The organism is Streptomyces sp. NPDC058470 (assembly GCF_042721055.1).
GTDB lineage: Bacteria > Actinomycetota > Actinomycetes > Streptomycetales > Streptomycetaceae > Streptomyces.
In genome coordinates this window covers 18774-41279 of the sequence record NZ_JBHXMF010000014.1, presented here as the reverse complement: position 1 = coordinate 41279, position 22506 = coordinate 18774, and the positions used below count along the sequence as shown (strand labels likewise).

General features: G+C 67.5%; 22 protein-coding genes and 4 tRNA genes. 5 read left to right on the top strand and 21 right to left on the bottom strand.

The window, feature by feature from the left end:
- Positions 1-75: 75 nt before the first annotated feature.
- The 9 genes from rpoB to ACFWP7_RS12650 all read right to left on the bottom strand — a co-directional run bounded on the left by rpoB (position 76) and on the right by ACFWP7_RS12650 (position 9505).
- Positions 76-3561 carry a DNA-directed RNA polymerase subunit beta gene (gene rpoB, locus ACFWP7_RS12690; RefSeq protein ID WP_384380370.1) on the bottom strand — a complete coding sequence of 1162 codons (3486 nt, stop codon included), beginning with the start codon at positions 3559-3561 and terminating at the stop codon, positions 76-78.
- 627 nt (positions 3562-4188) lie between these two features.
- Positions 4189-4569: a 50S ribosomal protein L7/L12 gene (gene rplL, locus ACFWP7_RS12685; RefSeq protein ID WP_384380367.1), complete on the bottom strand. Its 381-nt coding sequence runs from the start codon at positions 4567-4569 to the stop codon at positions 4189-4191.
- 110 nt (positions 4570-4679) lie between these two features.
- Positions 4680-5210 carry a 50S ribosomal protein L10 gene (gene rplJ / locus ACFWP7_RS12680; RefSeq protein ID WP_384380365.1) on the bottom strand — a complete coding sequence of 177 codons (531 nt, stop codon included), beginning with the start codon at positions 5208-5210 and terminating at the stop codon, positions 4680-4682.
- Positions 5211-5533: 323 nt separating this feature from the next.
- Positions 5534-6403, bottom strand: coding sequence for a hypothetical protein (locus ACFWP7_RS12675; protein WP_384380362.1), 870 nt, complete (start codon positions 6401-6403; stop codon positions 5534-5536).
- 163 nt (positions 6404-6566) lie between these two features.
- Positions 6567-7292, bottom strand: a complete 726-nt coding sequence (gene rplA / locus ACFWP7_RS12670; RefSeq protein ID WP_365442135.1) for a 50S ribosomal protein L1 — start codon at positions 7290-7292, stop codon at positions 6567-6569.
- A 94-nt stretch (positions 7293-7386) separates the two neighbouring features.
- A complete protein-coding gene (gene rplK, locus ACFWP7_RS12665; protein WP_010986329.1) occupies positions 7387-7821 on the bottom strand; it encodes a 50S ribosomal protein L11 in 435 nt (144 codons plus the stop codon).
- Positions 7822-8018: 197 nt separating this feature from the next.
- Entirely contained in the window at positions 8019-8966 is a 948-nt protein-coding gene (nusG, locus tag ACFWP7_RS12660) for a transcription termination/antitermination protein NusG (RefSeq protein ID WP_384380357.1), read from the bottom strand.
- A 77-nt stretch (positions 8967-9043) separates the two neighbouring features.
- A complete protein-coding gene (gene secE / locus ACFWP7_RS12655) occupies positions 9044-9325 on the bottom strand; it encodes a preprotein translocase subunit SecE (RefSeq protein ID WP_384380355.1) in 282 nt (93 codons plus the stop codon).
- Positions 9326-9432: 107 nt separating this feature from the next.
- Positions 9433-9505, bottom strand: a tRNA-Trp gene (locus ACFWP7_RS12650).
- 247 nt (positions 9506-9752) lie between these two features.
- On the opposite strand from ACFWP7_RS12650, the gene ACFWP7_RS12645 reads away from it, so the two are divergent.
- The gene (locus ACFWP7_RS12645; protein WP_384380353.1) at positions 9753-10979 is read left to right on the top strand and encodes a pyridoxal phosphate-dependent aminotransferase; all 1227 of its coding nucleotides are present in this window, start codon (positions 9753-9755) and stop codon (positions 10977-10979) included.
- Positions 10980-11119: 140 nt separating this feature from the next.
- On the top strand, positions 11120-12148 hold the full coding sequence (locus ACFWP7_RS12640) for an adenosine deaminase (protein ID WP_384380350.1): 1029 nt from the start codon (positions 11120-11122) through the stop codon (positions 12146-12148).
- Positions 12149-12152: 4 nt separating this feature from the next.
- Here the strand turns inward: ACFWP7_RS12640 and ACFWP7_RS12635 are convergent, their stop codons facing one another.
- The 8 genes from ACFWP7_RS12635 to ACFWP7_RS12600 all read right to left on the bottom strand — a co-directional run bounded on the left by ACFWP7_RS12635 (position 12153) and on the right by ACFWP7_RS12600 (position 17095).
- Complete coding sequence (locus ACFWP7_RS12635) at positions 12153-13208, bottom strand: UDP-N-acetylmuramate dehydrogenase (protein ID WP_384380347.1); 1056 nt, start codon at positions 13206-13208, stop codon at positions 12153-12155.
- Between the two features lie 146 nt (positions 13209-13354).
- The gene (locus ACFWP7_RS12630; protein WP_384380344.1) at positions 13355-14794 is read right to left on the bottom strand and encodes an MFS transporter; all 1440 of its coding nucleotides are present in this window, start codon (positions 14792-14794) and stop codon (positions 13355-13357) included.
- A gap of 132 nt (positions 14795-14926) precedes the next feature.
- A complete protein-coding gene (locus ACFWP7_RS12625; RefSeq protein WP_384380341.1) occupies positions 14927-15526 on the bottom strand; it encodes a TetR/AcrR family transcriptional regulator in 600 nt (199 codons plus the stop codon).
- A gap of 110 nt (positions 15527-15636) precedes the next feature.
- On the bottom strand, positions 15637-16065 hold the full coding sequence (locus tag ACFWP7_RS12620; protein ID WP_384380338.1) for a MaoC family dehydratase: 429 nt from the start codon (positions 16063-16065) through the stop codon (positions 15637-15639).
- Between the two features lie 2 nt (positions 16066-16067).
- A complete protein-coding gene (locus ACFWP7_RS12615; protein ID WP_384380335.1) occupies positions 16068-16514 on the bottom strand; it encodes a MaoC family dehydratase N-terminal domain-containing protein in 447 nt (148 codons plus the stop codon).
- A gap of 135 nt (positions 16515-16649) precedes the next feature.
- Complete coding sequence (gene rpmG, locus ACFWP7_RS12610) at positions 16650-16814, bottom strand: 50S ribosomal protein L33 (protein ID WP_004571794.1); 165 nt, start codon at positions 16812-16814, stop codon at positions 16650-16652.
- A gap of 89 nt (positions 16815-16903) precedes the next feature.
- Positions 16904-16976, bottom strand: a tRNA-Met gene (locus ACFWP7_RS12605).
- A gap of 46 nt (positions 16977-17022) precedes the next feature.
- A tRNA-Thr gene (locus ACFWP7_RS12600) sits at positions 17023-17095 on the bottom strand.
- A gap of 397 nt (positions 17096-17492) precedes the next feature.
- Here ACFWP7_RS12600 and ACFWP7_RS12595 point away from each other — a divergent pair.
- Entirely contained in the window at positions 17493-18731 is a 1239-nt protein-coding gene (locus ACFWP7_RS12595) for an amidohydrolase family protein (RefSeq protein WP_384380596.1), read from the top strand.
- Between the two features lie 235 nt (positions 18732-18966).
- Here ACFWP7_RS12595 and ACFWP7_RS12590 read toward each other — a convergent pair whose 3' ends face one another.
- Complete coding sequence (locus ACFWP7_RS12590) at positions 18967-20037, bottom strand: hypothetical protein (RefSeq protein ID WP_384380332.1); 1071 nt, start codon at positions 20035-20037, stop codon at positions 18967-18969.
- Between the two features lie 96 nt (positions 20038-20133).
- Here ACFWP7_RS12590 and ACFWP7_RS12585 point away from each other — a divergent pair, with 96 nt between their 5' ends.
- Complete coding sequence (locus ACFWP7_RS12585) at positions 20134-20790, top strand: SDR family oxidoreductase (protein WP_384380329.1); 657 nt, start codon at positions 20134-20136, stop codon at positions 20788-20790.
- A 134-nt stretch (positions 20791-20924) separates the two neighbouring features.
- Here ACFWP7_RS12585 and ACFWP7_RS12580 read toward each other — a convergent pair whose 3' ends face one another.
- Both ACFWP7_RS12580 and ACFWP7_RS12575 read right to left on the bottom strand, forming a co-directional pair.
- Entirely contained in the window at positions 20925-21137 is a 213-nt protein-coding gene (locus ACFWP7_RS12580; RefSeq protein ID WP_384380326.1) for a hypothetical protein, read from the bottom strand.
- A 116-nt stretch (positions 21138-21253) separates the two neighbouring features.
- Positions 21254-21335: transfer RNA gene (locus ACFWP7_RS12575), tRNA-Tyr, on the bottom strand.
- Between the two features lie 201 nt (positions 21336-21536).
- Between ACFWP7_RS12575 and ACFWP7_RS12570 the strand changes: the two genes are divergently transcribed.
- Positions 21537-22025 (top strand): YajQ family cyclic di-GMP-binding protein, encoded by a 489-nt coding sequence (locus ACFWP7_RS12570; RefSeq protein WP_384380324.1) that lies wholly within the window; start codon positions 21537-21539, stop codon positions 22023-22025.
- A gap of 155 nt (positions 22026-22180) precedes the next feature.
- On the opposite strand, the gene ACFWP7_RS12565 is transcribed toward ACFWP7_RS12570, so the two are convergent.
- Positions 22181-22447, bottom strand: a complete 267-nt coding sequence (locus ACFWP7_RS12565; protein WP_384380321.1) for a GlsB/YeaQ/YmgE family stress response membrane protein — start codon at positions 22445-22447, stop codon at positions 22181-22183.
- Between the last annotated feature and the right edge of the window lie 59 nt (positions 22448-22506).

Sequence of the window (22506 nt, the reverse complement as noted above, 5' to 3'; positions counted from 1 at the left end):
GGGTTGTAAGTCTTAGGGGTCTGATACGGGGGTCCTGGGGCCGGCGGGCTCATCCCTGAGCCCGCCGGACTCCCGTCAGACCTCTTCGACGCTGCTCGGCTCGCGCCGGGACAGGTCGATGCCGAGCTCCTCCGCCGCGCGGAAGACGTCCTCGTCGGTGTCGCGCATCTCGATGGACATGCCGTCCGAGGACAGCACCTCCACGTTGAGGCACAGGGACTGCATCTCCTTGATGAGCACCTTGAAGGACTCGGGGATGCCGGGCTCTGGGATGTTCTCGCCCTTGACGATGGCCTCGTAGACCTTCACGCGGCCGGTGACGTCGTCGGACTTGATGGTCAGGAGCTCCTGGAGGGCGTACGCGGCGCCATAAGCCTCAAGCGCCCACACCTCCATCTCACCGAAGCGCTGGCCACCGAACTGGGCCTTACCACCCAGCGGCTGCTGGGTGATCATCGAGTACGGACCGGTCGAGCGGGCGTGCAGCTTGTCGTCGACCAGGTGGTGGAGCTTCAGGATGTACATGTAGCCGACCGAGACCGGCTCCGGGAACGGCTCGCCGGAGCGGCCGTCGAACATCCTTGCCTTGCCGGTCGGGAGCACCATGCGGTCGCCGTCGCGGTTCGGGATGGTGTGCTGGAGCAGGCCGGCCAGCTCGTCCTCACGCGCACCGTCGAAGACGGGGGTGGCGACGTTGGTACCCGGAGCGACCTTGTCGGCGCCGATGGCCTGGAGGCGCTGCGCCCAGTCCTCGCCGAGCCCGGAGACGTCCCAGCCGCGGCTGGCGAGCCAGCCGAGGTGGATCTCCAGGACCTGTCCCGGGTTCATTCGGGACGGGACACCGAGGGGGTTGAGGATGATGTCGACCGGGGTGCCGTCCTCCAGGAACGGCATGTCCTCGATCGGCAGGATCTTCGAGATGACGCCCTTGTTGCCGTGGCGGCCGGCGAGCTTGTCACCGTCCGTGATCTTGCGCTTCTGCGCCACGTAGACACGAACCAGCTGGTTCACGCCCGGCGGCAGCTCGTCGCCCTCTTCACGGTCGAAGACGCGGACGCCGATGACCTTGCCGATCTCGCCGTGCGGCACCTTCAGCGAGGTGTCGCGCACTTCGCGCGCCTTCTCACCGAAGATCGCGCGGAGCAGGCGCTCCTCGGGGGTCAGCTCGGTCTCGCCCTTGGGCGTGACCTTGCCGACGAGGATGTCACCGGCGACGACCTCGGCACCGATACGGATGATGCCGCGCTCGTCGAGGTCGGCGAGGACCTCCTCGGAGACGTTCGGGATGTCCCGGGTGATCTCCTCGGGGCCGAGCTTGGTGTCACGGGCGTCGACCTCGTGCTCCTCGATGTGGATCGAGGAGAGGACGTCGTCCTGTACGAGGCGCTGCGACAGGATGATCGCGTCCTCGTAGTTGTGACCCTCCCACGGCATGAACGCCACGAGCAGGTTCTTGCCGAGCGCCATCTCGCCGTTCTCGGTCGCCGGACCGTCGGCCAGAACCTGACTGGCGACGACCCGGTCACCCTCGTCGACGACAACCTTCTGGTTGACGGAGGTGCCCTGGTTCGAGCGGGAGAACTTCGCGAGGCGGTACGTGGTGTACGTACCGTCGTCGTTGGCGGTGGTGATGTAGTCCGCGGAGACCTCCTGGACCACACCGTCCTTCTCCGACTTCAGGACGTCACCGGCGTCGACCGCGCAGCGGTACTCCATGCCGGTGCCGACCAGCGGCGCCTCGGACTTGATGAGCGGCACGGCCTGACGCATCATGTTCGCGCCCATCAGGGCACGGTTGGCGTCGTCGTGCTCGAGGAACGGGATCATGGCGGTCGCGACCGACACCATCTGGCGCGGCGAGACGTCCATGTAGTCGACGTCGTCACCGGGGACGTAGTCGACCTCTCCGCCACGACGGCGGACCAGCACGCGGGACTCCTCGAACCGGAGTTCTTCGGTGAGCGGCGCGTTGGCCTGCGCGATGACGAATCGGTCCTCTTCGTCAGCCGTGAGGTAGTCGACCTCGTCGGTGACGACACCACCGGTGACCTTGCGGTACGGGGTCTCGACGAAACCGAACGCGTTGATCCGGCCGTAGGAGGCGAGCGAGCCGATCAGACCGATGTTCGGGCCTTCAGGGGTCTCGATCGGACACATGCGGCCGTAGTGCGACGGGTGAACGTCGCGGACCTCGAAGCCGGCCCGCTCACGGGACAGACCACCAGGGCCCAGCGCGTTCAGACGGCGCTTGTGGGTCAGACCCGACAGCGGGTTGTTCTGGTCCATGAACTGCGACAGCTGGCTGGTGCCGAAGAACTCCTTGATGGAGGCGACGACCGGCCGGATGTTGATCAGGGTCTGCGGCGTGATCGCCTCGACGTCCTGAGTCGTCATGCGCTCGCGGACGACGCGCTCCATACGAGCCAGACCCGTGCGGACCTGGTTCTGGATGAGCTCGCCGACGTTGCGCAGACGACGGTTGCCGAAGTGGTCGATGTCGTCGGTCTCGACGACGATCGAGGCGCCGTTGGGACCAACGGTCTCGGTCTCACCGGCGTGCAGCTTCACCAGGTACTTGATCGTCTCGATGATGTCCTCGACGGTCAGGATCCCGGCGTCCAGCGGGGCTTCGCCGCCCAGCTTCTTGTTGACCTTGTAACGGCCGACGTTGGCCAGGTCGTAGCGCTTGGGGTTGAAGTAGAGGTTCTCGAGCAGAGTCTGCGCGGCCTCACGGGTCGGCGGCTCGCCGGGACGCAGCTTGCGGTAGATGTCGAGCAGCGCGTCGTCCTGGCCCTGGGTGTGATCCTTCTCCAGGGTGGCGCGCATGGACTCGTACTCGCCGAACTCCTCGAGGATCTGCTCGGTCGTCCAACCGAGAGCCTTCAGGAGAACGGTGACGGACTGCTTGCGCTTGCGGTCGATGCGGACACCGACCATGTCGCGCTTGTCGATCTCCATCTCCAGCCAGGCACCCCGGGACGGGATGACCTTGACCGAGAAGATGTCCTTGTCGGACGTCTTGTCGATGGAGGAGTCGAAGTAGACACCCGGCGAACGGACCAGCTGTGTCACGACGACACGCTCGGTGCCGTTGATGACGAAGGTGCCCTTGTTGGTCATGAGCGGGAAATCGCCCATGAAGACCGTCTGGGACTTGATCTCGCCGGTCTCGTTGTTGGTGAACTCGGCGGTGACGAAGAGTGGCGCGGAGTACGTGAAGTCACGGTCCTTGCACTCGTCGATCGAGTTCTTCGGGGGCTCGAAGCGGTGGTCGCGGAACGTCAGGGACATCGACCCTGAGAAGTCCTCGATCGGAGAGATCTCCTCGAAGATCTCCTCAAGACCGGACTTGGTGGGGACGTCCTGTCCACTTTCCAGAGCCGCCTCGACACGAGCCTTCCACGAGGCGTTGCCGAGCAGCCAGTCGAAGCTTTCGGTCTGCAGCGCAAGAAGGTTCGGAACCTCGAGGGGCTCCTTGATCTTTGCAAAGGAAATGCGCAGCGGGGCGGTGCTGGCGCCGTTGTTCGTATTCGCGGTCGAGGCAGTGCGCGAGGCGGCCAAGAGGGGGTCCTTCCGAGGGCTCGGACTCACTACGCGCGTACCGGTCCCATGTCGGACACAGAGTTGAGGCGTTCCCGAATCGGCCAGAAAAGGCCAGGTCAGAGACGATCCATTCCCCAGTGTTCGTACACGAGTATGCCCCTGGTGACGGGCAGGAGGCAGCTAACAGGCAGCGCAAAGGGTCAGTGTAGCCACTAGGCCCACTGATGTCCAGTGCGGGTTTTTGAAGACCCTCGTTGTTCTCAACCCCTGCTGCAAGCCACGCCCTCGATGCACATCGATACTGCCCTCTTCGCCACCGATCCATGCCTCGGATCCGGATCGTTGTGACGACGCGTCCTGAGAATTGCGCGCTGCGTGCGGTTCGTCAAGGCCCCCCATGCCCAAACCGAGTGCAGCGATTGTCACGCACAGCCTGTCTTGCAGCCCGTCACTGGGGCGGCCGGAGGCACAACGAAGATCACCTTACTCGTCGCGACCACCAGCGCAAGGCAGCCGCTTGCGGACCCCCAGGAACGCGGAAGAGCGACCACCCAGTTGGGTGATCGCTCTTCGGTGCGTCAGCGTTACAGCGCTACGTGAGCGGCTGTGCCAGCGCGCTGGAGTCCGGTGGGGACTCGCGAGGTATTACTTGACCTCGACGCCGGCGCCGGCGCCCTTGAGGGACTCGGCAGCCTTCTCGGCGGCCTCCTTGGTGACCTTCTCGAGGACCGGCTTCGGAGCGCCGTCGACGAGGTCCTTGGCCTCCTTCAGACCCAGCGAGGTCAGCTCACGCACGACCTTGATGACCTGGATCTTCTTCTCGCCGGCACCCGTGAGGATGACGTCGAACTCGTCCTGCTCGGCCTCGGCCTCGACCGGCGCAGCGGCGGCGGCGGGACCGACGGCGACCGCGGCGGCGGCGGTGACGTCGAACTTCTCCTCGAAGGCCTTCACGAACCCGGCAAGCTCGATGAGGGTGAGGTTCTCGAACTGCGCGAGCAGCTCTTCCTGGGACAGCTTCGCCATGATGGCGTCCTTCCACTAATTCGGCAGGTGCCGGTATGTACTGGTGAGGCGGGCGTACGTTCGGCCCGCTGCGACCGTCGCCTCAGACGGCGGTCAATGCGCGAGCCGAATTACTCGGCACCGCCCTGCTCGTCCAGCTTGACGCGAAGCGCTTCCGCAGTGCGGACGAACTTCGACGGCAGCGCCTGGAAGAGCGAGGCAGCCTGAGACTGCTTGCCCTTGAAGGCACCCGCCAGCTTGGCGAGCAGAACCTCGCGGGAATCGAGATCCGCGAGCTTCTTGATCTCGTCGGCGGACAGTGCCTTGCCGTCAAGGACACCGCCCTTGATGACGAGGTTGGGGTTGTCCTTGGCGAAGTCACGAAGACCCTTCGCCGACGTCACCGGGTCACCGGTGATGAAGGCGACCGCCGTCGGACCGTTGAACAGGTCGTCGAGCGTAGAGATCCCGGCCTCGTTGGCCGCGATCTTGGTCAGCGTGTTCTTCACCACGGCGTACTGGGCGTCTTCACCGAGCGAACGACGCAGCGTCTTGAGCTGCGCCACGGTGAGACCCCGGTATTCGGTCAGCACAGCGGCATTCGAGCTACGGAACTGGTCCGCGAGCTCGGCTACCGCGGCAGCCTTGTCGGGCCTTGCCATAAGCGTGGCCTCCTTCCGGGTGATGAGGACCGCTCAGAAGGGGCTGAGGAAAACGAAACGCCCCGGCGCAGGCGCACGGGGCGTAGCTCAACTTGAATTCCTTGGGAGAATTCCAGGAGCATGTCCACAGTCACCTACGCGGGTCGTCCGCAGTTTCAGCGGATCCTTCGGTCACCCTGTCCTCTTGCGAGCACAAGACAACGACCAGCGGTCTTTGGCTTCTCCGGAAGAGTACGTGAGCGGCCGCGCGTCAGGCAAATCCGCCCGTAAGCAGTGCTCACCGGCTCGGTCCGGCGCCCTCAGGGGGTGACGCCCCGCGGCGCTCACTGCGTGGCACCCTGCGACTGCAGCAGCTCCTTGAAGTCGGCGGTGTCGCTCGCCGGGGGCTCCTGCGCGGAGACCCGCACGCCGTACTCGCTGTAGTAGGCCGTCGCGGACATCGAGCCGCTCGTCAGCTTGCCCTTCTCGACCTTCTTGACCAGCAGGTCGTCCCCGTTGACCCAGACGTCGACCGTCTCCGCGGTGACGCCGGCCTGTTCCAGCTGCTCCTTGAGGGCGTCGGCACCTTTGATGTCCGCCACGTTCACCGTGCCCGAGTAGTGCGTGGTCCGCTCGCCGCGCACCTCCTCCTCGCCGACCTTGTGCAGGTCCTTGGAGACGAGCAGGAGCTTGACCGGCGGCACCGGGGCGGTGTTCGCGAGTTGCTCCTTCAGGTAGGTCCCCGAGCCTCCCGGGAGGCTCTCCAGGTCGTCGTAGGCGTACTTGATCCAGTGCTTGCCGTTCATCTGGGCCGCGAACCCGTCGCCGACCTTCGCGTAGTAGGCGTCGGGCAGCAGGCGGGCCTCCATCGACGTACTGCCCAGTTTCCGCATGGTCTCGGCCAGTTGACCGCCCGTGTAGGTGAGCCGGAGCCTGCCGGTCGAGGCGCCGGACCAGCCGAGGGTGCCGTCCGTCTCCATGGAGAGCATGTCGCCCATGACCGTCGTGGAGGTGATCCTGGCGGAACCTGCCTTGCCGGTGGCCTTCTCCGCGGTCCGCAGCGCGGCCACCGAACCGGCGTCGGCACGCTCACTCCCGGCGGGGGTCTCTTCGGCGTGGCTGTCCGAGTCCCCCCAGAAACCGCAGGCGGTGACCGTGGTCAACGCGGCCATCAGTGCGATCGGGAGTACCCCTCGCCCCACCGTTCTGTGCATCGTCCGTGCCCCCTTGTGCGCCCCGTGAGGTCCACGCTAACTCCGGCGTGCGGCACCGGTGGCCGCATCTCCCGCAAACGGCAACGGGCCCCGCACCTCGAAAGGTTGCGGGGCCCGCATCAGATACGCGTACGCGACGCGGTCACCGGGATGAGCGGGAGGCTCAGACGGCGGCCGGGTCCTCCTCGACGAGGAGGTTGCGGGTGCGGTTCGGGTCGAGCGGAATGCCGGGGCCGATCGTGGTGCTGATCGCGGCCTTCTTGATGTAGCGACCCTTGGCGGCCGACGGCTTCAGACGAAGGATCTCGTCCAGCGCGGCGCCGTAGTTCTCCACCAGCTTGGTCTCGTCGAACGAGGTCTTGCCGATGATGAAGTGGAGGTTCGAGTGCTTGTCGACGCGGAACTCGATCTTGCCGCCCTTGATCTCGGTCACGGCCTTGACCACGTCCGGGGTCACGGTGCCGGTCTTCGGGTTCGGCATCAGACCACGCGGGCCGAGGACGCGGCCGAGGCGGCCGACCTTGCCCATGAGGTCCGGGGTGGCGACGACGGCGTCGAAGTCCAGACGGCCCTTCGACACCTCGTCGATGAGCTCGTCGGAGCCGACGATGTCGGCGCCCGCGGCGAGTGCGGCCTCGGCACGGTCACCGGTCGCGAAGACCAGGACCCGGGCGGTCTTACCGGTGCCGTGCGGGAGGTTCACGGTGCCACGGACCATCTGGTCGGCCTTGCGCGGGTCGACACCCAGACGGAAGGCGACCTCGACGGTGCCGTCGAACTTCGAGGTGGAGGTCTCCTTGGCGAGACGGACGGCCTCGAGCGGGGCGTAGAACTTCTCCCGGTCGATCTTGGCGTCCGCAGCGCGGAGAGACTTGCTGCGCTTGCTCACTTCTTCTCCTGATGTGTTCTGAGGAGTCGTGGTGCGGACCGAGCAGGCCCTGCCACGTGCGGCCGAGACCGCATGGTTCCTACGACGGTGGGTGTCAGCCCTCGACCGTGATGCCCATGGAACGGGCGGTGCCGGCGATGATCTTCGACGCGGCGTCCAGGTCGTTGGCGTTGAGGTCGGGCAGCTTGGTCGTGGCGATCTCGCGGACCTGCGCCTGGGTGATCTTGGCGACCTTGGTCTTGTGCGGCTCGCCGGAGCCCTTCTCGACACCCGCGGCCTTGAGGATCATCTTGGCGGCCGGCGGAGTCTTGGTGATGAAGGTGAAGGAGCGGTCTTCGTAGACCGTGATCTCCACCGGGATCACCCAGCCACGCTGCGACTCGGTCGCGGCGTTGTAGGCCTTGCAGAACTCCATGATGTTGACACCGTGCTGACCGAGCGCGGGGCCGACCGGCGGAGCCGGGTTGGCGGCGCCGGCCTGGATCTGGAGCTTGATAAGCCCCGTGACCTTCTTCTTCTTGGGAGGCATTCCGGGTCCTCTTTCGTTTTCGCCTACCTACGTCCGAGACACGCCCGGACGGCTGCCTTCAACCGAACCACTGAATCCGACCCGGATGGAGGCATACCGCACAACGATAACGGGTATCCATGCGCGGCCAAAAACCGAGAGGTCAGACGGCTGCGAGAGCCGCCTGACCTGTTCGGAAGACGTACGTCCAGAAGCTGCTAGTTCTTCTGGATCTGGTCGAAGGAGAGCTCGACCGGGGTCTCGCGGCCGAAGATCTCGACAAGGCCCTTGACCTTCTTCGAGTCGGCGTTGATCTCGTTGATGGTCGCCTGGAGGGTGGCGAACGGACCGTCGGTGACGGTGACCGAGTCGCCGACCTCGAAGTCCAGCACCTGGACCTCCAGCTTGCGGGCCGGAGCGGGCCTGCCCTCGGCCTCGGCAGCCTCGCGGGCGGCCTTCTCCTCGGCCTCCGGGGCGAGCATCTTGACGATCTCGTCCAGGGTCAGCGGGTACGGGTCGTAGGCGTTGCCCACGAAGCCGGTGACGCCGGGGGTGTTACGGACGACACCCCAGGACTCGTTCGTCAGGTCCATCCGCACCAGCACATAGCCGGGCAGCTTGTTCTGCCGGACGGTCTTGCGCTCGCCGTTCTTGATCTGCGCGACCTCTTCCTGCGGCACCTCGGCCTGGAAGATGAAGTCCTCGACGTTCAGCGAGACGGCACGCTGCTCGAGGTTGGTCTTCACGCGGTTCTCGTAACCGGCGTACGTGTGGATGACGTACCACTCGCCGGGGAGAGCGCGGAGTTCGTCACGCAGGGCGGCGACGGGATCGACGGGCTCGGGCTCGGGCTCGGCCTCTTCTTCGGCTTCCTCGGCTTCGGAGTCCTCGTCCTCGACGGCAAGGGCCTCGTCCGAAACGTCTTCGTCCTCAAGGGACTCGACGTCCCCGCCGGACTCGACATCTCCGCCGGACTCGACGTCCCCGCCGGACTCGTCCTCGACATGCAGGGCCGCCTCTTCGGCGGGCTCACCCGCGGCGGCGTCGGCAGCCTCGACCTCGTCAGAGTTCTCGGTGTCCGCGGTGTCCGCGCCCTCCACGATGTCGAGCTCGTCCTCAACGGACTCGACCGACTCGATGGCGTCGTTCAGGTTCGGGTCAGACACGGTGGCTGCTTCTTCCTGGATACATGGGGGTGGAACACACGAAAGGGGCGCCGGTGACGGCGCCCTTCGCGTTTGGCTCAGCCAAATACGTATTTGGCGGCGTGGTCGAGTCCATAGTCAATCACGGTCACCAGGGCGATCATGATGACCACGAAGACAATGACCACTGTGGTGTACGTCGTCAGCTGATTACGCGTCGGCCAGACGACCTTGCGGAGCTCCGCGACGATCTGGCGGTAGAAGGTGGCGAGGCGCCTCAGAGGGCCCTTCTTGCCACGCTTGCCGCCCTTGCGAGTCTTCTTATCGGACTCCGGTGCCTCGGCATCAGGCATGTCGATGGAGCCCACGGCGTCCGTCACTCGTCCTCACCTGATTCCGGGTCGTGGCTGCGCCGTGCCCGGCCAGGCCGCACGGCGGTGCAAAGCAGTACGTATTGCGCACACATCCTGGCGAACGGATTGTGTAGCAGGGCCGGAGGGACTTGAACCCCCAACCGCTGGTTTTGGAGACCAGTGCTCTACCAATTGAGCTACGACCCTTTGATTTCCCCCAACGTACCGCATCCGCCCGAGTGCTCGGTGTGCACCGGTTGAGTGCGGCCGGTGAAGGCCAACGAGGAGAGAGTGTACGTGCTCCGGGGCCGGTCGTCGAACAGAAAGCGTCCGTACGGACTTTGATCGCGGAAGATCGTCCAGCCCACCGCCTCGATCCGGACGGTTGTTCAGTCGCTGTTCAGTCTGTGAAACCCGCGTGCCGGGGAGGTTTCCGGTCTGAAACGATGGGGTCATGAGCCCAGCAACCCCTCCCACCGAGCGCCGGGTCTCCGCCCGAGTCGGCGCGATCTCCGAGTCCGCCACCCTCGCCGTGGACGCCAAGGCCAAGGCCCTCAAGGCCGCCGGGCGGCCGGTGATCGGCTTCGGCGCCGGTGAACCGGACTTCCCGACCCCGGACTACATCGTCCAGGCCGCCATCGAAGCCTGCTCGAACCCGAAGTACCACCGCTACACGCCGGCCGGCGGCCTGCCCGAGCTGAAGGCCGCGATCGCCGCGAAGACGCTGCGCGACTCCGGCTACGAGGTTGAGGCCTCCCAGGTCCTGGTCACCAACGGCGGCAAGCAGGCCATCTACGAAGCCTTCGCCGCGATCCTCGACCCGGGCGACGAGGTCATCGTCCCCGCGCCGTACTGGACGACGTACCCGGAGTCGATCCGTCTCGCCGGCGGTGTCCCCGTCGACGTCGTGGCCGACGAGACCACCGGCTACCGCGTCACGGTCGAGCAGCTCGAGGCCGCCCGCACCGAGAACACCAAGGTGCTGCTCTTCGTCTCCCCGTCCAACCCGACGGGCTCGGTCTACTCCCGCGAGCAGATCGAGGAGATCGGCCGCTGGGCCGCCGAGAAGGGCCTGTGGGTCCTGACCGACGAGATCTACGAGCACCTGGTCTACGGCGACGCGGAGTTCCACTCCCTGCCGGTGGTCGTGCCCGAGCTGCGCGACAAGTGCATCATCGTGAACGGCGTCGCCAAGACGTACGCCATGACCGGCTGGCGCGTGGGCTGGGTAGTCGGCCCCAAGGACGTCATCAAGGCCGCGACCAACCTCCAGTCGCACGCCACCTCGAACGTCTCGAACGTGTCCCAGGTCGCCGCTCTCGCCGCCGTCTCGGGCGACCTGACGGCCGTCGAGAAGATGCGCGAGGCCTTCGACCGCCGCCGCAAGACCATGGTGCGCATGCTGAACGAGATCGACGGCGTGCTCTGCCCCGAGCCGGAGGGCGCCTTCTACGCGTACCCCTCGGTGAAGGCCCTGATCGGCAAGGAGATCCGCGGCAAGCGCCCCCAGGACACGGTCGAGCTGGCCGCGCTCATCCTGGAGGAGGTCGAGGTCGCGGTGGTCCCCGGCGAGGCCTTCGGCACTCCTGGGTATCTGCGTCTGTCGTACGCGCTGGGTGACGAGGATCTCGTCGAGGGTGTCTCACGCCTCCAGAAGCTGCTGGCCGAGGCCACTGACTGATGTTTTTCGCGCTCCGCGCGCGGGGCACCCACTTTTCGAAGTGGGTGCCCCGTTTTTCTTCGTTAGGGATTCTGTTCGGACAAGCCCACGATCAGGGAAAGCGCTACCGGCACGTCATCCGCGTACGGCAAGATCCGGGGATGGAGCGCGTACGTGATGTAAGTGAATTGCCAAAGGCCCATCTGCACCTGCACTTCACCGGGTCGATGCGGTCCACGACCCTGCTGGAGCTGGCCGACAAGTACGGCGTACGACTGCCCGACGCTCTGACCAGCGGGGAGCCGCCGAAGCTGCGGGCGACGGACGAGCGCGGCTGGTTCCGATTCCAGCGGCTGTACGACGCGGCGCGGTCCTGCCTCAGAGAGCCCGAGGACATCCAGCGCCTGGTGCGCGAGGCCGCCGAGGAGGACGTGAAGGACGGCTCCGGGTGGCTGGAGATCCAGGTCGACCCGACGTCGTACGCCCCCCGGCTGGGCGGTCTGATCCCGGCTCTCGAAGTCATCCTGGACGCGGTGGACTCCGCCGCGCGGGAGACCGGGCTCGGGATGCGGGTCCTGGTGGCCGCGAACCGTATGAAGCACCCGCTGGAGGCCCGCACACTGGCCCGCCTGGCCGTGCGGTACGCGGACCGGGGCATCGTCGGTTTCGGGCTCTCCAACGACGAACGGCGGGGCATGGCGCGGGACTTCGACCGGGCCTTCGAGATCGCACGTGAGGGCGGTCTGCTGGCCGCGCCGCACGGCGGCGAGCTGACGGGTCCTGCCTCGGTCCGCGACTGCCTGGACGACCTGCACGCCACGCGGATCGGCCACGGGGTGCGCGCCGCGGAGGACCCCCGCCTGATGAAACGCCTCGCGGACCGCCAGGTGACCTGCGAGGTCTGCCCGGCCTCCAACGTCGCGCTGGGCGTCTACGAAAAGCCGGAGGACGTCCCCCTGCGCACCCTCTTCGAAGCCGGCGTCCCCCTGGCCCTGGGCGCCGACGACCCCCTCCTCTTCGGCTCACGGCTCGCCGCCCAGTACGAGATCGCCCGCGAGTACCACGCCTTCACGGACCCCGAACTGGCCGAACTGGCACGGCAGTCCGTCCGCGCTTCGGCCGCCCCTGAGGACGTACGGGAGAAGCTGCTGGCCGGGGTCGACAAGTGGCTCGCCGGCCCGGTCTCCTGACGTACTAGAGCTCCGCTCCGACGGTCACCGGCTCGTTGACCAGGGTGATTCCGAAGGCGTCATGTACTCCGGCGACGACCTCGCGGGCGAGGGCGAGGAGGTCTTCGGTGGTGGCTCCGCCGCGGTTGGTGAGGGCCAGTGTGTGCTTGGTGGAGATCCGGGCGGGGCCGTTGCCGTAGCCCTTGGTGAAGCCCGACTTGTCGATCAGCCAGGCCGCGGACGTCTTGGTGTGTCCGTCGCCCGCCGGGTAGGCAGGTGGTGCGGCCTCGGCGCCGAGGCGCTCCTCCACGCGCGCGTGGAAGGCGGCGAACTCCTCGTCCGTGAGGATCGGGTTGGTGAAGAACGACCCGGCCGACCAGGTGTCGTGGTCCTCGGGGTCGAGCACCATGCCCTTGCCGGAGCGCAGCTTCAGAACGGTCTCCCGGGCCTTGTCCAGCGGCACGCGGTCGCCGGGCTCGACACCCAGCGCGCGAGCCGTCTCGGCGTACCTGACGGGCGCGCTGAGCCCTTCCGCGTCCTCCAGTTCGAAGCGGACGCGGAGTACGACATGGCGCTCGGGGTCGGCCTTGAAGCGGCTGTGGCGGTACGAGAAGGCGCACTCGGCGTTCGTCAGCGTGACCGTTTCGCGCGTCCTCCGGTCGTACGCGATCACTTCGGTGATGGTCGACGACACTTCCTGGCCGTACGCGCCCACGTTCTGGATCGGTGTCGCACCCGCGGAGCCGGGGATGCCCGCGAGGCACTCGATGCCGGCGAGCCCCGCCTCGACCGTGCGGGCGACCGCGTCGGTCCACACCTCGCCCGCGGCCAGCTCCAGCCTCCCGCCGTCGAGTTCGAAGCCGCTCGTCGCGATCCGCAGAGCGGTCCCGGTGAAACCCTTGTCGCCGATGATCAGGTTGGATCCGCCGCCGATCACCAGGAGCGGCGTACCGGCGTCGTCGGCCTCACGAACGGCGGCGATCACCTCGGCGTCGGTCGTGGCGGTGATCAGCCGGGTCGCCGGACCCCCGAGCCTGAAGGTGGTCAACGGGGCGAGCGGGGCGTCATGGAGTACCTGCACGGGCTCAAGACTACGAGAAGGAGCGGTGGCGCCCGGCCGGCCGTACACCGGGAGAAGGGCCCCGCCTGTCCGACGGGGCCCTTCCGTGCCATCCGTACGTCATCAGTGGCTCGGTCGAAGCGCCGCAGCATCCGCGCCCGGCGGCGTCAGCGGGAGACGGTGTCGATGCTGCGTGTCGGGGCGGAGGCCGCGACCTGGGTCCCCATCGTCGGCCGCCGGCGGGGCAGCAGCGCGGCAGCCACCGCGCCCATGCCGACCACGGCGGCGCCCACCCACAGTGCGGGCGAGAGGCCGTCCACGAAGCGCTGCGCGGACTCGTAGCCGCCCTGGGCGGAGAAGACCGAGGCCAGGACCGCGATACCGAGTGCGCCGCCGACCTCGCGGAGGGCGTTGTTGGCGCCGGAGGCGATGCCCTGCTCGGACGGGAGGACGCTGGACATCACCAGGGCGGCGGACGGGGCGAAGTACAGGCCCATGCCGACGCCGCTGATGATCAGGGCGGGCAGCTGAACCGCGTACGACATCTCGGGCGAGACGACCAGGGCGAACCAGCCGAGCCCGACGGCCTGCAGTGCCAGGCCCGCCGTGACGACCGGGCGCCCGCCGATCCGGTCCGACAGATACCCGGCTATCGGAGCGACGATCATGGGCATACCGGTCCACGGGAGCATCCGCAGGCCCGCCTCGGTCGGCGAGTAGCCGAGGACACCTTGCAGGAACTGGCTCAGCAGGAAGATCGAGCCGAACATTCCGACGAACATCAGCAGGCTGGCGGCGTTGATCGCGGAGAAGGCGCGGCTGCGGAAGAGCCGCATCGGCAGCATCGGGTTCTTGGCGCGGATCCCGTGCCGGACGAAGCCGGCGAGCAGCGCGCCGCCCGCGATCAGGCCGGTGAGCACGGGAGTGCTGGTCCAGCCGTCGACGTTGCCGCGGATCAGCGCGTACACGACCCCGAAGAGACCGCCGCTCGCGAGCACGGTGCCGGTGATGTCGAGCGGGGCACCGGTGCCATGCGACTCGGCGAGGCGCAGCCGGGCGAGCGGCAGCAGGGCGAGACCCAGCGGAACGTTCAGCCAGAAGATCCACTGCCAGGACGCGTGTTCGGTGAGGCTGCCGCCGATGAGGGGCCCGGAGGCGACCGCGAGGCCATTGACGGCACCCCAGATCCCGTACGCCATACCGCGCTTGGCCGCCGGAACCGCAGCCGTCAGCAGGGTCAGCGTCAGCGGCATCATGATCGCCGCGCCGACGCCCTGGACCGCACGGGCGGCGATCAGTGAGTCGATGCCGGGCGCCATGGCCGCGGCGGCGGACGCGCCGGTGAAGACGGTGAGGCCGACAAGGAAGAGCCGCCGACGGCCGAACCTGTCCCCCAGGGCCGCGCCGAACATCAGCAGCACGGCGAAGGTGAGCGTGTACGCGCTCACGGTCCACTCCAGGTCGTCCAGCCCTCCCCCGAGGTCCTCACGGATCGACGGCAGGGCGGTGGTGACGACGAGGTTGTCGAGAGCCGCCATGAACCCGGCGACGCTGGTGATGACGAGGGCCCAGACGGCTCCCCCGCGACGTTCCTTCTGCTGTGACATCGCTCCCCCAGAGGGTGATCACTATCGACGGCTACCAACGAAGGGTTACCAACGGTGGTTAGTTATTGATGACTAACTTTTGTGCTCATGAAGAGGCGCGGATCTCCGCCCTCTTCATTCCGGTTTCCTTGTTCAGCCTTCGCCCGCAGCGACTTCCGAGGGACCGACTTCGAGCCGCCCCTTCGCCCGCGCCGACGGATAGAGCCCTTCCCAGACCCGGTGCTCCAGCGGGAAGCCCATGGCCACCAGGCAGTTGACGAGCATTCCGTACGCCATGAAGGTCGTGGTTTCGTTCGGGTCCGCACCGAGCGGGATGTGGGCGGTGTCCCAGAGTTGCATCCAGCCGTCCCGCACCATCTCACCGAGTTCGGGGTCGCCGGACTCCTCGGCGGCGGCCACCGCCGCGTACGTCTGCATCTGCATGAGCAGCCGCTCGGGCTCCTCCGTGATGACCCTGGTGTACGCGTTGGCCATGGAGCGCAGGGCCTCTTCGCCCTCCAGCCCCTTGGAGGCCTCCTCGAACGTCTGCCGGAAGAGCTCCATGCAGCGTTCGGACGCCGCAAGGAAGATCGCCTTCTTGCTCGGGAACAGCCGGAAGAGGTACGGCTGCGAAACACCCACGCGTTTGGCGATCGCCTCGGTGGAGGTGCCGCTGTAGCCGCCGCGGGCGAACTCGCTCATCGCCGCGCGGATGACACTCTCGCGCCTTTCCACTGCGCTCATCCTGACCATGCGAGTAAGTTAGTACTCAATCACTAACTAGGTCAAGGGATAGTCACACGTAAGGGGCGCCCTCCATCGCGGGCGCCCCTTACCCAAGTCACCTATGCCACACGCCCCCCTCAGGGCAGCCGTACGACCGCTCGTGACATGCCCAGCACCTTCTGGCCGGCGCTGGTCGCGACGAGGTCGACGCGGACGGTGTTGTCGTCGAGCTTGGCACCGATCTTGGCGCTGACCTCGACTGTCGCGCCCTTGTCGTCGTTCGGGACGACGACCGGCTTGGTGAAGCGGACGCCGTACTCGACGACCGCGCCCGGGTCGCCGGCCCAGTCGGTGACGACGCGGATCGCCTCGGCCATGGTGAACATGCCGTGCGCGATGACGTCGGGAAGCCCGACCTCGACCGCGAACTTCTCGTTCCAGTGGATCGGGTTGAAGTCCCCGGAGGCGCCCGCGTAGCGCACGAGCGTGGCCCGGGTCACGGGGAAGGACTGGGCCGGCAGCTCGGTGCCGACCTCGACGTCCTCGTACGCGATCTTCGCCGTCATGATCAGCCCTCCGCCCGCGCCACGAGCTTGGTGATCGCGGTCACCACGTGCTCGCCCGCCTCGTCGTGGACCTCGCCGCGGATGTCCAGGATGTCGTTGCCCGCCATGGACTTGATCGCCTCGATGGTCGAGGTGACCGTGAGCCGGTCACCCGCGCGCACCGGGCGGCTGTAGGCGAACTTCTGGTCGCCGTGCACCACGCGGCTGTAGTCGAGCCCCAGTTGGGGATCCTCGATGACCTGCCCCGCGGCCTTGAAACTGATCGCGAAGACAAAGGTCGGCGGGGCGATCACATCCGGGTATCCGAGCGCCTTGGCGGCCTCCGGGTCCGTGTAGACCGGGTTGGTGTCCCCCACGGCCTCCGCGAACTCCCGGATCTTCTCCCGCCCGACCTCGTAAGGGTCGGTGGGCGGATAGGACCGCCCGACGAAGGACTGGTCGAGCGCCATGGACTCGGCACCTCCTGGCTTTCAGCCGGTGAGACGAAACGAACGTGGTGCGACGAAGCGTTGTGCGACGAGCGCCGCGCAACGACGCGAGGCCGCCCCCCGCGAAGGGGACGGCCTCGTGTACGAGCCTGAAACTTATCGCGTTTCGCGGTGCGCGGTGTGCGCGTTGCAACGCGGGCAGTGCTTCTTCATCTCCAGTCGGTCCGGGTCGTTGCGCCGGTTCTTCTTGGTGATGTAGTTCCGCTCCTTGCACTCCACGCAGGCCAGCGTGATCTTCGGGCGGACGTCGGTGGCAGCCACAGGAGTGCTCCTTGACGAAACAGATAGGACGATTAACGCATAGAAGAGTAGCCGACCGAAGGACCGACCCCACAATCGGCTACTGTCAGTAGCGGTGACCGGACTTGAACCGGTGACACAGCGATTATGAGCCGCTTGCTCTACCGACTGAGCTACACCGCTGAGATGCGATCGGTTCCCGCCTTGCGACAGGAACCTCCCACACCAGAGCCCCAATACGGAATCGAACCGTAGACCTTCTCCTTACCATGGAGACGCTCTACCGACTGAGCTATTGGGGCGAGCGATGAAGACATTACACGGTTGGCCACCGATCGCCCAAATCCGTTTCGCGGCAACCGCCCCGGCCTGTTCCCCGCTGGTCCGCAGGCGTTCCCGTGCGCCTCTCGGGCACCACTAACCACGGCGGTGATCCCCCTCGTCAGGGCAGTTGATCCCCACCATCAGGCCGGTTGATCGCCTCGGCCTGTCGGCCTGTGCTCTCGGCCCTTTCTCCCCGATTCTCCCCGATTCTCCCCGACGGACCCACACCCGGTACGACTATTTCGCTCCTCCCCGATGCGGGCGGGTCGCCGCCCTAGGCTCGGCTCACGCTGTGTGATCTTGCGTCTCCACTCTCCGCAGTCACCCATCCCGCAGCCGCCCCCGAGCCCCAGGAGCGCGATGCCCGAGAGTCCGATGCCCGACAGTCAGCCGCAGCCGCCGCGCTCCTCGTCCTCCGTGTCGGGACAGACCGACACGGCCACCCTCCTGCTGTGCGGGGCACGGCTCACCGACGGCCGGACCGTGGACGTACGGCTGGGCGGCGGACGCATCGAGGCGGTCGGCACCGCCGGGAGCCTCAGCGCGCACGCCGCGCGTGTGGACCTGAGCGGTTACCTCCTGCTGCCGGCCCCGGCCGAGCCGCACGCCCACGGCGACACGGCCCTGACCGCCGAGGGCGACGGCCCCGCCTCGTACGACGCGGAGCAGGTCCAGCGCCGGGCCACCGAGGCCGCGTTGCTGCAACTCGGGCACGGGGCCACGGCGCTGCGCTCACACGTGCATGTCGGCGACGTACAGGGACTCGACGCGCTGGCCGCGGTGCTCCAGGCGCGGCGGTCGCTGCGCGGGCTCACCGAGCTGACCGCGGTGGCGATGCCTCGGCTGCTGACCGGGATCGCCGGGGCGGACGGGCTCGCGATGCTGCGGGACGCGGTGAAAATGGGCGCCTCCGTAGTGGGCGGATACCCGGACGCCGACCCCGATCCGACGGGGTACGTCGAGGCGGTCCTGGAGCTCGCCGCCGAGCACGGCTGCCCGGTCGACCTGCACACGGACGCCGCGGACCCCGCCCGGCTCGGACGGCTCGCGGCGATGGCGGGCGGCCTGCGCCCCGGAGTGACGCTCGGTCCGTGCGGCGCACTCGGCCGGCTGCCCGCCGAGGTCGCCTCCCGCGCCGCCGAGCAACTCGCAGCGGCCGGAGTGACCGTCGTGTGTCTGCCGCAGGGCGGGTGCGGACCCGTGGACCGCCGCGGCACAGCTCCGGTACGGCTGTTGCGGGCCGCCGGGGTCCGCGTCGCCGCGGGCAGCGGCGCCCTGCGCGACGTGGCGAATCCGGTGGGCCGCGGCGACCCGCTGGAGGCCGCCTATCTGCTGGCCTCGCGAGACGGGCTGCGGCCCGAGGACGCGTACGACGCCGTGAGTTCCGTCGCCCGGACCGCCCTCGGACTGTCCGAGGTGCGTGTGGAGGCGGGCTTTCCGGCCGAGTTGCTCGCCGTACGCGGGGACCGGCTCGCGGGGGCACTGTCACTGGCGTACAGCCGGATCGTGGTGCACCGGGGGCGCGTGGTGGCGCGGACCAGCGCGGTACGGGAGTACTGCAACTCGGCGGCGGGGTTGGATCTGCCGCGGCAGGGGCGGGGGGAGCCGTCTTGACGGGGGTTGGAGTGGGCCGGGGACCGGTTTTTGTGAGTGCACGCGCGCGGGGCGGGTTTGTGTACGTCCACGCGCGCGTGCCCACCGACTGACGGCTATCTGGCGCGCTCCCTGACTCGCCGACTTCTCCGCCGGCCTGCGCGCCCGGTGCTCAGGACTCGCCGACTTCTCCGTCGGCCTGCGCGCCCGGTGCTCAGAACTCGCCGACTTCTCCGTCGATCTGCGCGCCCGGTGCTCAGAACTCGCCGCCGCCCAACAGGCCACCGGCGAACGGGCTGCCCCCAGGCACCATGTCCGTGGGGATCGCCGTGGCCCCCGACGGCGCACTGACGTCGCCCGCATCGGTGAACTTCATGACCAGCGGGAGCTTGGTGCCCTTCGGGGCGTCGGCGAGGACGGCGAGGTCGACCTCGACCTGGGTCAGGTCGCCGTTCTTCAGGGTGAGGTCGACCGCGACCTTCTTGTTCGGTGCGTCCTTCAGGTCCTTGGCGGTGGGGAGTTCGGTGCCCGGCGGAAGTTCGCCCTCCAACGGTCCGAGCTTGTCGATGATTCCTGTGATCAGGTCACGGAAGTTGGCCTTGGCGACGATGTGTTCGGTGCCGTCGCCGGCGTCCTTCGTGCTGAGGGTGACCTCGTGCGCGAAGACACCACGTACGGCATTGATAATCTTCTGCTGCGTCTTGGCGTCGATCCCGGCGGTTTCGTCGGCGCCACCCGAGGACGACTCCGACTTCTGGGCCTCCTCCAGGGCACTGGTGTCGATCTTGACCCACTCGCCCTCAAGTACCTTCCTGAACTCCTTCTCGCTCTCAGGGAGTTGCTCGGCCGTAGGCACGGGCATACCCATGGTCTCGCCGAGGGCCCTCATGTCGGCCCGGTAGTACGTGAAGTCGCCGACGACCCGGTACTCGGCCAGGACGCCTTCGGCGCCCTCGATCCTGACACTCGTACCGATGAGATCCTTCTCACCCGAATCCGCGAGCGCCTTCTTCGACTTGACGGAGACCTCGACGCGCAGCCCCGCCAGGAACTTCGCGACCTCCGGCGGCAATTCCTCCTCGGAACCGGCCTCGCCCGCCAGCGTCGTGAGCGCGTCGGAATCGGCGTCCAGGTCCAACTCGAAGGCCAGCGACTTCTGTTCACCGAGCCGGTCGACGGCCTGGTCCACCTTCTGACCTGCGCTGAGATTCTGAACCGTGCCACAGGCGGCCGCCGTGGCGAGCAGAACGGCGGCGCTGCCGACCGCGATGACGGTCTTGCGTATGACGGTGATGGCGTTCTCCCTACGACGCAGCGCGACTGGCACGACGTCCCCCTTGTTCACAGTGATCACCCATGTGACCCATGAGTCGCTCACAGGGTTGTGCGGCGAACGCGTCCATCCGGGCGTACGGTCGGAAACATGCGCATTGTTATCGCTGGAGGTCATGGTCAGATCGCGCTGCGGCTGGAGCGCCTGCTCACCGCGCGCGGTGACGAGGTCGCGGGGATCATCCGCCGCGCCGAACAGAGCGACGATCTGCGGGCGGCGGGTGCCGAGCCGGTCCTGTGCGACCTGGAGTCCGCCTCGCCGGAGGAGGTCGCCGCGCATCTGCAGGGTGCGGACGCGGCCGTCTTCGCGGCGGGCGCGGGGCCGGGCAGCGGCGTGGGCCGCAAGAACACAGTGGACCGGGGCGCAGCCGTCCTGTTCGCGGACGCGGCGGAACGCGCGGGCGTACGCCGTCACATCGTCGTCTCCTCGATGGGCGCGGACCCTGCGCACCCGGGCGACGACATCTTCGACGTCTACCTGCGCGCCAAGGGCGAGGCCGACGAGTACGTACGCAGCCGTGCGGCCCTGGACTGGACGATCCTGCGCCCGGGCAGCCTGATCGACGACGCCGGCACCGGCCTCGTACGCCTGGAGGCCTCCACCGGCCGCGGCCCGATCCCACGCGACGACGTCGCCGCGGTCCTGGCCGAGCTCGTGGACACCCCGGCGACGGTCGGCCTGACGCTGGAACTGATCAGCGGTTCGACCCCGATCTCGGTGGCGGTCAAGTCGGTGGCGGGGAACTAGGGGAACCGGGGAGACAGCGGTCGGGACCGGAGGTCGGGCCCAGGGGTCGTGACTGCTGTGGTCGTGACTGCTGTGGTCGTGGCTGCTGGAGTCACGACTGCTGGAGTCACGACTGCTGGAGTCACGACCACAGGTCAGAACAGGGGAAGTTGTCCGGAGAAGTCAGGCACGGTGTACCCGTCCAGCGCCGACTGAGCCGCTCCGAGCTGAGCCTGATTGCGCGACCCCGGGCACGAGACCAGCTCCCCGTTCCCCCGCGCACCGGGTGGATCATGCCGAGCGAACCGCCCCGCGACAACGGCGATCTCCCGACGGCACTCGGGGCAGTTCCTACGACGCGTAGACATGACACCAGTGTGCCCGCCACGACCGACAAACCGTCGGCTCCCCACTCGCGCGAAGCGCATGACAAAGGCCCCGTGACCTGCGTAGAGGGCAGGTCACGGGGCCTTTGTTTCCCATGTGGCGGCGCGTGGATTCGAACCACGGAAGGCTAAGCCGGCAGATTTACAGTCTGCTCCCTTTGGCCGCTCGGGCACACCGCCAGGGGTTGCTGCCGGGAGGACCGTTTTTGACGGTGCTCTGTGGCAACGACGTAAACGATACCTGATGACCGGGGGTGCTTCGCCACCCGATTGATCAGCCCCCGGAGGGGAGGGGGTGGCTAGGCTTATGGGGATGCGGCCGGGGACCATGCCGGGCTCGACGGCCGCCCTTACGCACCCCGATACAAGGAGCCACAGGACATGGCCGACTCCAGTTTCGACATCGTCTCGAAGGTCGAGCGGCAGGAGGTCGACAACGCCCTCAACCAGACCGCCAAGGAGATCTCACAGCGCTACGACTTCAAGAACGTGGGCGCCTCCATCTCCTGGTCCGGCGAGAAGATCCTCATGGAGGCGAACTCCGAGGAGCGGGTCAAAGCCATCCTCGATGTGTTCGAAACCAAGCTGATCAAGCGCGGTATCTCGCTGAAGGCGCTGGACGCCGGTGAGCCGCAGCTCTCCGGCAAGGAGTACAAGATCTTCGCGTCGATCGAGGAGGGCATCTCCCAGGACAACGCGAAGAAGGTGGCGAAGATCATTCGTGACGAGGGCCCCAAGGGCGTCAAGGCTCAGGTGCAGGGCGAGGAACTTCGCGTCAGCTCGAAGAGCCGTGACGACCTGCAGGCCGTCCAGGCACTGCTCAAGGGCAAGGACTTCGACTTCGCCCTGCAGTACGTGAACTACCGGTAGTCCTCACTGCCCATGCTGCGCCAGGCAGAGGTAGCAGTTGCTTCGTCGGCTGACGGCAGTGGTCGGTCCGTTGCGCTTACGAGAATGGGTGGGCACCCGGAGTCCCTGGGCGCCCACCCTTCTCGCCTGCTGACTGCGGCCTTGGGGGTACGCGCTCAGCGGCGCGAGTCGCCGAACAGGATGCGGTAGAGAACCAGCAGCACGAGCGAACCGCCGATCGCGGCGGCCCAGGTGGCACCGTCGTAGAACTGCTTGGTGATGGGGTGGTCCAGCCAGCGGGCGGAGATCCAGCCGCCTATGAAGGCGCCCGCGACGCCGATGACCGTCGTTCCGATGAAGCCGCCCGGGTCGCGGCCCGGCAGCAGGAATTTGGCGATGGCCCCGGCCAACAGCCCCAGAATGATCCAGCTGATGATGCCCATGCCCCGAACCTGCCTCTCCGTACTGTGCCTGCGCTGTACTCCTGCTCCGGCCAGGCTGT